8 protein-coding genes and 1 tRNA gene are annotated in these 13,654 nt (G+C 58.4%); 8 read left to right on the top strand and 1 reads right to left on the bottom strand.

All coding sequences use genetic code 11. The features are described 5' to 3' along the window. Positions 1-8 precede the first annotated feature (8 nt). The 8 genes from uca (at position 9) to ALQ04_RS03515 (ending at position 12,882) form a co-directional block, all read left to right on the top strand. On the top strand, positions 9-3,638 hold the full coding sequence (uca, locus tag ALQ04_RS03550) for an urea carboxylase (RefSeq protein WP_122314479.1): 3,630 nt from the start codon (positions 9-11) through the stop codon (positions 3,636-3,638). Positions 3,639-3,667: 29 nt separating this feature from the next. Continuing rightward, a complete protein-coding gene (gene atzF, locus ALQ04_RS03545) occupies positions 3,668-5,497 on the top strand; it encodes an allophanate hydrolase (protein WP_122314478.1) in 1,830 nt (609 codons plus the stop codon). Positions 5,498-5,574: 77 nt separating this feature from the next. Then, the gene (locus tag ALQ04_RS03540; RefSeq protein ID WP_122314477.1) at positions 5,575-8,916 is read left to right on the top strand and encodes a dermonecrotic toxin domain-containing protein; all 3,342 of its coding nucleotides are present in this window, start codon (positions 5,575-5,577) and stop codon (positions 8,914-8,916) included. A gap of 102 nt (positions 8,917-9,018) precedes the next feature. Beyond that, positions 9,019-10,500: a diguanylate cyclase domain-containing protein gene (locus ALQ04_RS03535; protein WP_122314568.1), complete on the top strand. Its 1,482-nt coding sequence runs from the start codon at positions 9,019-9,021 to the stop codon at positions 10,498-10,500. Then, positions 10,497-10,727 carry a cysteine-rich CWC family protein gene (locus ALQ04_RS03530; protein ID WP_122314476.1) on the top strand — a complete coding sequence of 77 codons (231 nt, stop codon included), beginning with the start codon at positions 10,497-10,499 and terminating at the stop codon, positions 10,725-10,727. Before ALQ04_RS03535 ends, ALQ04_RS03530 begins: the two co-directional genes overlap by 4 nt. Positions 10,728-10,768: 41 nt before the next feature. Further along, the gene (locus tag ALQ04_RS03525) at positions 10,769-11,461 is read left to right on the top strand and encodes a pseudouridine synthase (protein ID WP_122314475.1); all 693 of its coding nucleotides are present in this window, start codon (positions 10,769-10,771) and stop codon (positions 11,459-11,461) included. Positions 11,462-11,768: 307 nt separating this feature from the next. Next, positions 11,769-12,650, top strand: coding sequence for an alpha/beta fold hydrolase (locus ALQ04_RS03520; RefSeq protein ID WP_122314474.1), 882 nt, complete (start codon positions 11,769-11,771; stop codon positions 12,648-12,650). 158 nt (positions 12,651-12,808) lie between these two features. Then, positions 12,809-12,882, top strand: a tRNA-Gly gene (locus ALQ04_RS03515). A 335-nt stretch (positions 12,883-13,217) separates the two neighbouring features. On the opposite strand, the gene ALQ04_RS03505 is transcribed toward ALQ04_RS03515, so the two are convergent. Continuing rightward, on the bottom strand, positions 13,218-13,397 hold the full coding sequence (locus ALQ04_RS03505) for a hypothetical protein (RefSeq protein ID WP_117183870.1): 180 nt from the start codon (positions 13,395-13,397) through the stop codon (positions 13,218-13,220). Positions 13,398-13,654 lie beyond the last annotated feature (257 nt).

Raw genomic sequence — 13,654 nt, 5'->3', positions numbered from 1 at the left:
TTTATGCCATGTTCGACAAACTGCTGATCGCCAACCGTGGCGCCATTGCCTGCCGCATCCTGCGAACCCTGCGTACCTTGAAGGTCAAGGGCGTAGCGGTCTACTCCGAAGCCGATGCCGCCAGTCTGCACCTGATGCAGGCCGACGAAGCCCACAGCCTGGGTGAAGGTGGCGCGGCCGGGACTTATCTGGCGGTCGACAAGATCCTCGCCATTGCCGCAAGCAGCGGTGCCACAGCGATTCATCCCGGCTACGGCTTCCTTTCGGAAAACGCCGCGTTCGCCCAGGCGTGTGAAGACGCCGGCATTGCCTTTGTCGGCCCGACGCCGGAACAACTGCGAGTCTTTGGCCTCAAGCATACGGCGCGGGCATTGGCCAAACTGCATGGCGTGCCGATGCTGGAAGGCACCGAACTGCTCGACAGCCTGGATTCGGCCCTAGTCGCAGCACAGCACATTGGCTATCCGGTGATGCTCAAAAGCACGGCTGGCGGTGGCGGAATCGGCATGCGCGTGTGCCGTAGCGCCGCGGAGCTGGCCGAATCCTTCGAGGCGGTGAAACGCCTGGGCCAGAACAATTTCAGCGATGCCGGCGTGTTCATCGAGAAGTACATCCAGCGCGCTCGCCACCTTGAAGTGCAGGTCTTCGGCGACGGTCGCGGCGAAGTACTGGCGCTTGGCGTACGCGACTGCTCGGTGCAGCGACGCAACCAGAAAGTACTGGAAGAAACCCCGGCGCCAAACCTGCCGGACGGTATGGCTGACGAACTCTGTGCCGCTGCCATCAAGCTGGCCAAGGCCGTCAGCTACCGCAGCGCCGGGACCGTTGAGTTTGTCTTCGACAGCGAAGACCAGCGCTTCTATTTTCTGGAAGTGAACACCCGTCTGCAGGTCGAGCACGGAGTCACCGAACAGGTCTGGGGCGTCGATCTGGTGAGCTGGATGGTGCAACTGGCAGCGGGAGATCTGCCACCGCTCAGCCAGTTGCAAGCCACCCTGAAGCCGAGCGGCCATGCCATTCAGGCGCGACTGTATGCCGAGGATCCGGGACGCGACTTCCAGCCCTGCCCCGGCCTGCTGACCGCGGTGGACTTTCCCGCCGCCGACGGCAAGAACCTGCGCATCGATACCTGGGTCGAAGCCGGTTGCGAGATCCCGCCGTTCTTCGACCCGATGATTGCCAAGCTGATCAGTTGGGCAGCAGATCGCACACAAGCCAGCGCTGGCCTGGCCAACGCCTTGAACGACACGCGCCTGTATGGCGTGGAAACCAATCGCGACTACCTGCGGCAGATCATCGTCGATGCCCCCTTCGCCAGTGGCCAGCCATGGACCCGCTGCCTTGAAAAGCTGATCTATCACGCCGACACATTTGAAGTGCTCAGTGGCGGCACCCAGACCACCGTGCAGGATTATCCGGGCCGTCTTGGCTATTGGGCGGTCGGCGTGCCGCCTTCTGGCCCGATGGACAGCCGCGCCCTGCGCCAGGGCAACCGTCTGCTGGGCAATGCCGAAGGCTGTGCGGCGCTGGAAATCACCATGAGCGGGCCACTGTTGCGTTTCAACACCGATGCAGTGCTGGCCATCACCGGAGCCTCGATACCGATCACTCTTGATGGTGAATCGCAGGCCATGAATACCGCCCTGCGGGTGCCCGCCGGTTCTACTCTGGCACTGGGCACCATCGCAGGCGCCGGGGCTCGCAGTTACCTGTGCCTGCGCGGCGGTCTGGACGTACCGGATTATCTGGGCAGCAAAAGCACCTTTACCCTCGGCCAGTTTGGCGGCCATGGCGGACGGGCGTTACGCGCCGGAGATGTGTTGCACGTCACGGCACTGAGCGATCACAACGCCGGGCAACGAGTGCCGGCCGGGCAGATCCCGACGCTGACCGATGTGCGCCGGATCCGCGTGATTTATGGTCCGCATGGGGCGCCTGAATACTTCACTGAAAACTACATCGACACCTTTTTTGCCACGGAGTGGGAAGTGCATTTCAACTCCAGTCGCACCGGCGTGCGCCTGATCGGCCCGAAACCGGAGTGGGTTCGCGCCGATGGCGGCGAAGCGGGTTTGCACCCTTCCAATATCCATGACAATCCCTACGCCATCGGAGCGGTGGACTTCACAGGCGACATGCCGGTGATCCTCGGTCCGGACGGCCCGAGCCTGGGCGGTTTTGTCTGCCCGGTGACCATCATCGAAGCCGACCTGTGGCAGTTGGGGCAGCTCAAGGCCAGGGACAAGGTGCGCTTCAGCCCGGTAACCCTGGAAGAAGCCCGCTCATTCTGCAGGAACGAATTCATTCACGAAGAGGTTGTTTCAGCCACAGATGATGGAGGGAATGTACCGGCCTCTTCGCGGATAAGTCCGCTCCTGCAAACGCCAGTGGTATTGGACATTGGCCAGGACGACAACCGACTGGTCGCCAGGCTTTCGGGCGATACCCATGTATTGCTGGAAATCGGCGCACCCGAGCTGGATCTGGTGCTGCGCTTCCGGGGCCATGCCTTGATGCAGGCGCTGGAAAGCAAGGCTCTGCCGGGCGTGATCGATCTGACGCCGGGCATTCGCTCCCTGCAGGTGCATTACCAGCCCGAGCAACTGCCGCTTGGGCAACTGCTCGAAATCGTGGCCGGTGAATGGGATGCGGTCTGCGCCACCCTGGACCTGCAAGTCCCGTCGCGTATCGTGCATCTGCCGCTGTCCTGGGACGATCCGGCCTGCCAGTTGGCCATCGAGAAATACATGACCACGGTACGCAAGGACGCGCCATGGTGTCCGAGCAATCTGGAGTTCATCCGGCGCATCAACGACCTGCCCAATCTGGACGAAGTGCAACGCACCGTGTTCGACGCCAGCTATCTGGTCATGGGCCTGGGCGATGTCTACCTTGGCGCTCCGGTTGCAACGCCACTGGACCCGCGCCATCGCCTGGTCACCACCAAATACAACCCGGCGCGCACCTGGACGGCGGAAAACTCGGTGGGCATCGGCGGTGCCTACATGTGCGTCTACGGCATGGAAGGCCCTGGCGGTTATCAGTTCGTGGGCCGCACATTGCAGATGTGGAACCGCTATCGCGAAGTCGCCGCCTTTGATGGCAAGCCATGGCTGCTGCGCTTCTTCGACCAGATTCGCTTTTACCCGGTCAGTGCCGATGAACTGCTGCGTATCCGCCGTGACTTCCCGTTGGGCCGCTACCCCCTGCAGATCGAACACAGCACCTTGAACCTGGCTGACTATCAAGCCTTTCTGGCTCAGCAAGCCGACGGCATCGCCGCCTTTCGCAGCCAACAGCAAGCCGCCTTCCAGGCCGAGCGCGAACGCTGGATCGCCAGCGGGCAAGCCAACTTCGAGAGTGATGAAAGTGCAGCACCGCTGACCGATGAACCAGAACTTGAAGAGGGCCAGCAAGGCATCGATAGCCATATCGCCGGCAACCTGTGGCAAGTCCAGGTCCAGCCCGGTGAGCAGGTTGCAGCGGGCGATACGCTGGTGATTCTGGAGTCCATGAAAATGGAAATCCCGTTATTGGCACCGGTAAGCGGCATTGTCCGCGAAGTACGGGTCCAGCCCGGCTCGGCGGTGCGCGCCGGACAACGTGTGGTCGTTCTGGAAACAGACCAGAACGCTTGAGCCTTGAGACTTTCAGACGGAATTTCGCCATGAACCACAAAGTACTGCCCAACGACCTGCGACTGGATACCGTGCGTGCCGCTTACCAGTCCGGCAGCCTGACGCCTCGGCAACTGATCCTGGCCCTGCACGAGAAAGCAGCCGCCCTGAACCCCGAGTTTCACCTGTTCATTCATCTGCTCGGCCCGGCTGAACTGGAGCCTTATCTGGTGGCGCTGGAAAGCCGCGAGCTCAAGGACCTGCCGTTGTATGGCATTCCGTTCGCGATCAAGGACAACATCGACCTTGCCGACATTCCCACCACCGCCGCCTGCCCGGCGTATTCCTATGTACCGCAGCGTTCGGCGACCGTTGTCGAGCAATTGATCGCGCTGGGCGCCGTGCCCATGGGCAAGACCAATCTCGATCAGTTCGCCACCGGCCTGAACGGCAGTCGCTCGCCCTATGGCGCGTGCCCCAACAGCATACTCAAGGACTACCCAAGCGGCGGGTCGAGCTCCGGTTCTTCACTGGCCGTGGCACTGGGTTTCAGCAGCTTCTCGCTGGGCACCGACACCGCAGGCTCCGGGCGCGTGCCCGCGGCGCTGAACAATCTGGTCGGCATGAAGGCCAGCAAGGGGTTGATCTCCACCGCCGGTGTTGTACCGGCCTGCCGAACGCTGGATTGCGTTACCACGTTTACCGCCACGGCCCGGGAAGCCAGCCAGTTGCTGGGGCTGATCGCCAGGCCAGATCCACGTGATGAATACAGCCGCAGCAATCCGCTATGGAACGATGCCTCGGCGTTCGGCACGCCCCGGCCGTTTCGTTTCGGCGTGCCACGCCCTGAAGATCTGGAGTTCTTCGGCTGCACTCAAGGCCCGCAGTTGTTCGACGCGGCGGTCGCTGATCTGACCGCGCTGGGCGGTGAGGCGGTGCCCCTGGATCTGTCGCCGTTTCTCGAAGCGGCACGCCTGCTGTATGAAGGCCCCTGGGTGGCCGAGCGGTACAGCGTCGCCGGGCAACTGATGCAGGAATCTCCCGAAGCCGTACTGCCGGTCATTCGCGCCGTATTGGCCAAGGCTCCCGCCGTGACAGGGGTCGATACCTTCAGAGCGCAATACCGGCTACAGGCACTCAAGGCGATCTGCGACCAGGCCCTGGAGAACCTGGATTTCGTGGTCACGCCCAGCATCGGACGGCCGGTGACGCTGGCAGAGCTGGAAGCCGAACCGGTGCAGCGCAACTCGGAACTGGGTTATTACACCAACTTCGTCAACCTGCTGGATTACGCGGCGGTTGCCGTTCCCAGTGCTGTCATGAACAACGGCTTGCCCTGGGGCGTTACCGTGTTTGGCAGAGTGTTCACTGACCAATACTTGCTGAGCGTCGCCGATGCCTTGCAGCGCAGGACCGCTTTACCCCTGATAGGCAACCACGCCCCGGATCAGCCGCAGCCGATGACGCCACAACCGATGACAGTGGCGCGCAATGACATGAGCCGTCTGGTGGTATGTGGCGCTCATCTGGATGGGCTGGCCTTGAACTGGCAATTCAAGCAGCGCGGTGCACGCTTGCTGGAGGTGACCCAAAGCTCACCCGACTATCAGTTGTACGCGCTGGCGGGCGGTCCGCCGTTTCGTCCCGGCATGCTGCGCGTTGCGCAACAGGGCGTGGCGATCGAGGTGGAAGTCTGGGAGTTGCCGAGCCGCGAGCTGGGATCGTTCCTGACCGGCATTCCGGCACCCCTGGGGCTGGGCAAGGTACAACTGGCCGATGGCCGCTGGGAAAGCGGTTTCATCTGTGAACCGTACGGACTGGAAGGCGCCATCGATATCAGCCACCTGGGCGGCTGGCGGGCCTATCTGCAACAGGCATGAATCCATAAATAGATAGGCAATTTGAGCGTATCGCCAGTGACATAGTGAGCGGCCACTCACTTCACTATGTCACTGTCATGGATGATCGCTGGAAATACCCCTCTATTGCTTCGGACCTGGAACATCCCGATCTGGTCATGTTGCCGGGGCCGGATTCGGAAAGAAAAGACAGCCTCAATGGCGCTGGCGCGTTTTCCCTTGCGCCGCTGTATTACTCGGCCCGCGAAAGGCCTTTGCCTGAGCCCGACAATCCGCCCCCGCACTCAGTCGAAGCCGACGCGCAAGCCATCCACAGACTGAAAAGACTCAGGGAAAGCCCGGGCTTCAGGCTGATTGCCGACTCGGTCCTGCTGTTGAAAACCCTGCAACTGGACATGGACTGCCCGCCGCCACAACGGACCTACGTTCACCTGCGCCTGAAAAGCCTGCTGCAGCAAAAGACCGGCAAGCCACTGGACCCCGATCACCTGCATATCACCTTCACGACGGAAGCCTGCCCTTCGGTCGACGAGCAGGGACGAGAGCGTTACAGCGCGCAGCTCTCGCTGACCGAACTGGCCCTGGAGTGCTTCGACACCAGCCGCCTGGAGGACCTGCTGAGGTGCACGATACAGGACACGCCTGTGGAGCCGACCACGCCGTCACTGACATCCAGGACGATGTTCAGACTCATTGCCGACTCGTCCTGGGCTGATGGCTACAGCGACGAAATCAATGCCTTCTGGCGTAACCATGAAGCGACTTACCGGGTACTGGCCAGATTGTCCTTTCTCGACATTCTGGCTCGCCAGTTTGCCCGTAAAAGGATCAGTCATGACGGCTATCACCTGACCCTCGATGCACTGGGGTTCAAGAACTTCCCCGTCACTGGCCAGTCGCTGGAGTCGGCCTCACGAGGCGATTACTCTGAAATACGCATGCTCTCCCTGAACGGCCAAGCGGTACCCGGACTCTTTCAGGTCAGGTCGCGCAATACCTCACATTGTTTCATTCATGTCCTGGGCTGCGAGGCAGCCATTTGCGAATACATCAGCGACAACCCGACTCACATGGCGCAGAAGCTGCTGGATGAACTCAATGCCTCAACGCTGCACCGGCTCTGGCTCAGCCAGCATATTTCCGTTGAAAGCACGGCGCTGGTCATCGAAACGCGGGTCATCGAGGGTGATCTGTTCAGCCACCTGACAGACGCCCAGAAGGCGCTCGCGCTCGACCAGCCGGCCACCCAGGACGGTGCTCATGTCATCGATCCGCTCAAGCCGATTGCCCGCGCGCTGACCCTCGCCGGCGCCGTGGATTTCTGGCAGGCACAGCCGCCCATCCTCAAGCGTATTCCGTCACCGCTGAAAATCTCGGCTCACCTCATGGGGACCGTCATCCATAAGCTGCATGGCGTAAAACTGAACCCGGATCACGTCTTCATCGCCTATCGAAGCGGAACCTCGCGGACGCCGCTGGGCAATATTCATCAACCTGCCAGCCATGTTCATGTACCCAGTGAAAAACCCGTCAGCCTCAGTGAAGCGCTGGTGAACAATTATCGGGTCGAATACCCGACTGGATACACGGACCACGGCGGTCGCTCGGTGGTATATCAGGACCCGACCGGCAAAGGCACCTGGTCGCCGGACCAGGAGCTTCCTGTCACAGCCGAGGCCATCGAGACGCAGATAAAAACCATCGACTTTCTGGCGCTGATGACAGGGCGTATCGACGATTTCTGGGAGCGGCAGGCCGACACCATAGAGCAGGCCCTAAAAACCACGCTCATGACCCAGGCCGTGATTTGCCTGAAACAGGGCAGCCTGCTTCGCAGCGGATTCGACGCTGTCGTCAACGCGCTGACGACAGCGCAAAGTCGATGGCTCACCTTGGGCTTTACGGTCAAAAGCTCGTTTATCGACGGCACGGAACAACTCTACTGCGCAGGCCTGCTGGTCCTCGAAGACTCCCGGACATCGCACAGAGTGCTTTATCAGGCAGGGCTGCCCAAGGCGTTCATCGAGTTCAGGAATAACGACGGACTCAAGGAATACCTCAGGCACGCCAGCGCCGACGAGCAATGGCGTAACGCTGTGCTGGGCTACATTGCGCAGCATCACAAGGAGCGACTGGAGTACCTGCTCAAGGTCTGGGCAGGAACACAGGCACCCACGCCACCGGCTTCGATACTGCGACCATGGACAGATGTGCTGTACAACCCCGATGTGCGCAAGGCGCTGAATCATTCATGGCTTGAGCGCCAATTGCCCGGTTCACCGTTCACCTTCATGCGCCAGACCCTGAAACAGAACGCACTGGAAGACGCCCGCCAGCAAATCGTGACCTCTGCACAGGTTTCGCTGCGCTACTGGACGGGACGGCTCAATCATCTGCAGCTCCTGCTGGCGCCCATGTCCTTTCTGTTGACGCCGGCCCTGATTGCTTCGCTGGCCACAGAGATCGGCATTGCCTCGCTGAATATTGCAGCGGCCAGTCAGCCCGGCAGTCGCCATGAGGAAAAGAGGCAGGCCATCCTGTCGGCCCTGACGCTCGGGCTTTTCAATCTGGCGCCTTTTACGCCAAGACTCATGGGCGCTCTCAGTAAAATCTCAGCACCCGCCAGAAGCGTCGCACGTACAGGCTCCAGCGCCCTCGTCCGCCCGATGAATCTGACCTCATCACTGCGCAGCTCGATGAGCCCGCGAAATACTCGCCTGGAGAAATTCTTTCACACCGACACCCTGCTCAAGCTCTGGACCGTGCCCGCACAGCCCATTGTCGGCAATCTGGCCATTCATGCCTGGAAACTGGGCAGAAAGTTTCTGCTCTGGACCTCCAGCAGAGGCCAGGCAAACACCCTGGTTATCAGTACACATGGCCATTACGCGCCCTGGAGTGGCACGGTAAAAATCCCCAACGGAACCCAGGTACATACCTATGCACCCCATGGCTATATTCTTTCCGACCCAAAGTTGCATCGGGTGGTCAGCGGTAAAGTCGCCACATTTGCCATATCGGATGCCTCGGGCAATACCCTGGCAATGCCGCCGTCTTCACTGCCGTCTCTGGTCGTGACTGACAAGCTCATGGCCGGGACCGCTCTCCCGGGCAGATTGAAGAATTACACCCTGTCGAAGTTTCAAACGACCACGGATGAAACCTATCAGGACATTGCGCATATTGTGCGCAATTCAAATGTCTCGCCGTTCAGACACTCACTCCCGCCCACGCCCATGGATATATTGACGGTGCGTAACCGCTTTGCAATGAGCGCGCCTTCTCTGGAGGAACTGTTCAATACATTATGGGAGCTGGGAATTCATTACGACCGGATTCTTTTGGTGCATTGCCGATGCTCCGCCATAGACGAATTGCTGCGCCGGGCCCCGGATTATCACGCCCCGCTGCTGAGGCCGGTATTCATTACTACGCTCTGATTGAAAGTGGCCAGAGACTTGCTTCCTATATCCGATTATTAATGAGTCACGGACTCATTTAATATGCGTGCCCTCATGGATATTCAAGAAAGCGGATCTTTCATGCCTCTTCACTCTGCAATGACATCCCATCGTTCATTATTACTGACATTAGTGTTTTTGCTCGGAAGCGGTTTTCTGGCCACCTCACTGTTGAGCTATTACACCTCACGCGAATCCATTCGCAGCGGGATTATCAACACTGAGTTGCCTTTGACCTCGGATACTGTCTATTCAGAAATCCAGAAAGATCTGGTTCGCCCGATTCTCATCTCCTCAATGATGGCCCGCGATACGTTCATGCGTGACTGGGTTGTCGAGGGCGAACGCAATCCCGAACAAATGATCCGTTATCTCAAGGAGGTCATGAATCAGTACGGTGCCTACACTTCCTTCTTCGTCTCCGATACAACTCATATCTATTACCAGGCCAAAGGCATTCTGAAAAAAGTCAGTGCCCTCGAACCTCGCGATGCCTGGTATTACCGAGTGCGGGACATGGATGCGCCGTATGAAATCAGCTTCGATCCCGACATGGCCAACAAGGACAACCTGACCTTTTTCATCAATTACAAAGTCTTCGATTACGACAATCGCTTCATCGGTATAGCCGGGGTCGGCCTTACCGTGGATGCCGTCACTCAGTTGATTGATCGCTACCAGCAGCGCTATGAGCGCAATGTCTATCTTGCCGACACCTTTGGCCGCCTGGTCCTGACCGGCGCCAATGGCGGGCCGCAAGGCTCGATGATCGGGCAACGGCTGCAGGACCTGTCCAGCATGAAAGACCTGCAGGAGCACTTGCTCAAACCTCACAACGGCACCTTTGAGTACCGCAACGACGGCGAAGGGCATTTTCTCAATGTACGTTTCATTCCCGAACTGGAGTGGTATCTGTTCGTCGACAAACAGGAAGAAAACGCCCTGAGCGATGTTCGCCAGTCGCTGTACCTGAACCTGTTCATCTGCCTGGTCGTGACGCTGGTGATTGTCCTGCTCCTGCATCGCATCATTGTCAGCTACCAGCACAAGCTGGAAACCCAGGCCACGCTCGACAGCCTGACCGGCCTGCCCACCCGGCGAGGCTTCAACCTGCTGGCGGCCAACACGCTCAGGGATACCCAGCGCGACGGCATCCCCTTGACCGCGTTGTTGCTGGATCTGGACCACTTCAAGCGTCTCAATGACAGTCACGGCCACCTGGCTGGCGATGAAGTACTGGCCGGTTTCGCCAATGACCTGAAAAGCTGTCTGCGCCAGTCAGACATCATTTGCCGCTGGGGCGGCGAAGAGTTCATCATTCTGCTCAAGGGCAGCGACACCCCGGGTGCACAACGCATTGCCGAGAAAATCCGCGAACTGGCCGAGCAGCATGTGTATATCTTTTCCGGCCTGCCATTGCAGGTTACCGTCAGCGTCGGTCTGGCCGAACTGCAAGGCGGTGATACCCTGCAAAGCCTGATCGCGCGTGCCGACAGCGCGCTCTATCGTGCCAAACTCAATGGCCGCAATCAGGTCTGCATCGAGAACCCGATCCCAGCATGAACAGTACAGCGACAGACACCAATCCCGAGCGCTGCCCGGTGTGTGGCTTCAGTAACCACTGCACCCTGGCCGATCCACGCACCGTCGATCAGGCGTGCTGGTGCTTTTCGCAAAGCATCGACCCGGCGCTACTGGAAGCCCTGCCCGCCGAAATCCGCAACAAGGCCTGCCTGTGCCCGCGCTGCGCCGGCCTCGCCAACAGCGTGCAGGCCAAACCGGAGCGATAGGCGTACCATGCGCGCTCCTTGCCCATCGCCCTTTCCTCATCATGCGCCTTGATCGTTTCCTCAGCAATCTGCCTCGCTTCAATCGCCAGCATGTGCGCCTGGCGCTGGCCAGCGGGCGAGTCAGGGTCGACGGCCAGGTCACTGGTGACCCTCACCATGAAGTGCGTGAGTTCAGCCGGGTGGAGTTCGACAGTGAGGTGCTGCAGGCTGGTAAAGCGGCGCGCTATTTCATGCTGCACAAACCTCGCGGTTATGTAAGCGCAACGGTCGATGCCCAGCACCCGACCGTCCTCGATCTGCTCGATGAACCCGACAAGCACGAACTGCACATTGCCGGCCGACTGGACTTCAATACCACCGGCCTGATGCTGATCACCAACGACGGACAGTGGTCACGACGCCTGACCCAGCCGCAGACCAAGCTGCCAAAAGTGTATTACGTCGAAACAGAGCAACTGATCGACGAACGGTACATCGCAAAATTCGCCGAAGGTTTTTACTTTGCCTACGAGAACATCACTACTCAACCTGCCACGCTGACCCTGCTCGGACCACGTTGCGCGAGGCTCGGCATCGTCGAAGGCCGTTACCATCAGGTAAAACGGATGTTCGGTCATTTCGACAATAAAGTACTGATTCTGCATCGAGAAAGCATGGGGCCTCTAACGCTGGACCCCGAGCTAGAGCCCGGCAGCTATCAGGCACTGAGCAGCGCACAAATACACTCGATCTGAAAAAGTCACGACCATTCGGCGGACAGCTGAATCAATATACCAGCGGCACTTGCGGGTTCCCGGATCGCCTGCTTGAATCCAATCGTCAGTCCGCATGTGACCGATAAGTCAGCAACGCATTCTAAGAAACCTTTTGCCGTACCGAGCCCCCGGGCTCACGACAAATTGCCCGCCAATAACAATACCTGTCGAACAGATCGTTCGGATCGACATGGGCCTTCAAGGCTAATGCCTACCTGTCACCAAACCGTGCATTTTTTTATTTGCGCTTGCGCATACGCATATCTGTAAGTCAGGAGACATACATATGAGGCCAGAAATCGCCGTGCTTGATATACAAGGACAGTTTCGGGTTTACACGGAGTTCTACCGCGCAGATGCCGCGGAAAAAACCATCGTCATGGTTAACGGCTCGCTGGCCACTACCGCTTCCTTTGCCCAGACCGTACGCAACCTGTACCCACAGTTCAACGTGGTGCTTTACGATCAACCCTATGCCGGCAAATCCAAGCCACACAACCTGCATGAAAAACCGCTGACCCGGGAAATGGAAGGCCAGATCCTGCTGGAGCTGATCGACCACTTCAACGCCGAACATGTCATGTCGTTTTCATGGGGTGGAGCCGCCGCTCTGGTTGCGCTGTCGCATCGGCCAAAACGTATCGAGAGTGCCGTCATCAGTTCGTTCTCGCCGATCCTCAACGAACACATGCGCGACTATCTGCATCGCGGCGTGAAACACCTGGGTGACCACAATCGTTATGAGGTAGGCCACCTGATCAACAACACCATCGGCAAACACCTGCCGTCGCTGTTCAAGCGTTTCAACTATCGGCACGTCAGCAGCCTGGACCTGCACGAATACGACCAGATGCACTATCACATCAGCCAGGTACTGGAAATCGATCCGAGCAATTACCTGACCGCTGCGAAAAACATCAACGTACCCGTATTGTTCATGAACGGAGCCTGGGACGAATACACCGCAGCGGATGACGCGGTGCTGTTTGCCAAATACGTGCAGCACAGCAGCTTCAGCACTATCGAAGCCGCCGGGCACTTTCTGGACATGGAACACAAGGCCGCCTGCCGCGACTCGAAAAAGGCGCTGTTGGGTTTCCTGCAACCCGTCGCAGAACCGGCTCGCCATGCCTACAGCCAGACTCAGCACCATGCATTCGCCTTCTGAGCCCGGCGCTCGACAGAGCCGAGGAACCATTCGCCATCGCACGGAAAGCGGCATTTGGCGGATGGTTTCCCTGGGCGAAATACAGCTTGAAAGCGCAGCTGGGTGAAATTAGCGCTTTAATTAGCAACAGGCATCTGGTACAAAGTCAGCCGCTTTTAGCGGGTATAGTTTAGTGGCAAAACGAAAGCTTCCCAAGCTTTAGTTGAGGGTTCGATTCCCTCTACCCGCTCCACTTCTTCAGTCCAGTGACGTCCAGCGAAATCCACTGACTACCGGTACAAAATGCGGTGAACACCCGTTCCGCATTGTTGCTGGAAGAGCAGGCAATAATCCACGACGATGTCTTGAGCATTAGCGAAGCAGTCTTCACCGACACGGTTTGCTGATAGTGATCTGTGAGTTGCGGACGTCCTACACTCGTGTCATAGCTAGCGCCCATGTATTCATGATGCCCAGGCCGACTCAGCAAACCAGCGTACACGGTCCTGGGCATCCTTAAACTCATGGTCGTCACCGGTCTTGATCCGGTCCAGAGCCGGCGAACGACCCGTTCAAACTTGTTTAACCCTAGCCTCCACCACCACAAGCAATCAGTTCAATAAGCCCCATCTGATACCACTTATTCTGGCAGCTCCAGCCATTTTCAAATGTCCAGGCACTTGCAGTACCGCTGAATGCGAGTCCCATTACAATGGCTAGAGCCACTCCAATTTTTGGCGAATGCTTTTTCTTTATGTTAGTCTTCATAAGTACTCCACGATTCACAGAAACCAGCGAATTTTAAACTTGGTAATATTGCATTTTTAATAAAAATGCTTTTACCGGGCTTGCCAGTGTATTTGATGCCTGAATCGCAATCACATCAATAGTACAGATGACCTATATGAAGGGAGCACACTCAGAATGCGCTCTAGTCACGTGGCCCATTCGGGATGAAGTTCTTTTACATCAATGGATTGCAAGCCGCGTCAGGGCCCGACAGCAGCATGGATTCAGCATGGACT

It is taken from the genome of Pseudomonas cichorii (assembly GCF_003700275.1).
GTDB classification, from domain to species: domain Bacteria; phylum Pseudomonadota; class Gammaproteobacteria; order Pseudomonadales; family Pseudomonadaceae; genus Aquipseudomonas; species Aquipseudomonas cichorii_B.
This window is presented reverse-complemented; position numbering and strand designations above follow the sequence as displayed.

What these genes read in the sequence shown, in the direction of transcription:
- ALQ04_RS03530 (WP_122314476.1), top strand. Translation starts at nt 10,497, where the DNA reads ATGAACAGTACAGCGACAGACACCAATCCCGAGCGCTGCCCGGTGTGT.
- ALQ04_RS03505 (WP_117183870.1), bottom strand. Translation starts at nt 13,397, where the DNA reads ATGAAGACTAACATAAAGAAAAAGCATTCGCCAAAAATTGGAGTGGCT.
- atzF (WP_122314478.1), top strand. Translation starts at nt 3,668, where the DNA reads ATGAACCACAAAGTACTGCCCAACGACCTGCGACTGGATACCGTGCGT.
- ALQ04_RS03520 (WP_122314474.1), top strand. Translation starts at nt 11,769, where the DNA reads ATGAGGCCAGAAATCGCCGTGCTTGATATACAAGGACAGTTTCGGGTT.
- ALQ04_RS03535 (WP_122314568.1), top strand. Translation starts at nt 9,019, where the DNA reads ATGCCTCTTCACTCTGCAATGACATCCCATCGTTCATTATTACTGACA.
- ALQ04_RS03525 (WP_122314475.1), top strand. Translation starts at nt 10,769, where the DNA reads ATGCGCCTTGATCGTTTCCTCAGCAATCTGCCTCGCTTCAATCGCCAG.
- ALQ04_RS03540 (WP_122314477.1), top strand. Translation starts at nt 5,575, where the DNA reads ATGGATGATCGCTGGAAATACCCCTCTATTGCTTCGGACCTGGAACAT.
- uca (WP_122314479.1), top strand. Translation starts at nt 9, where the DNA reads ATGTTCGACAAACTGCTGATCGCCAACCGTGGCGCCATTGCCTGCCGC.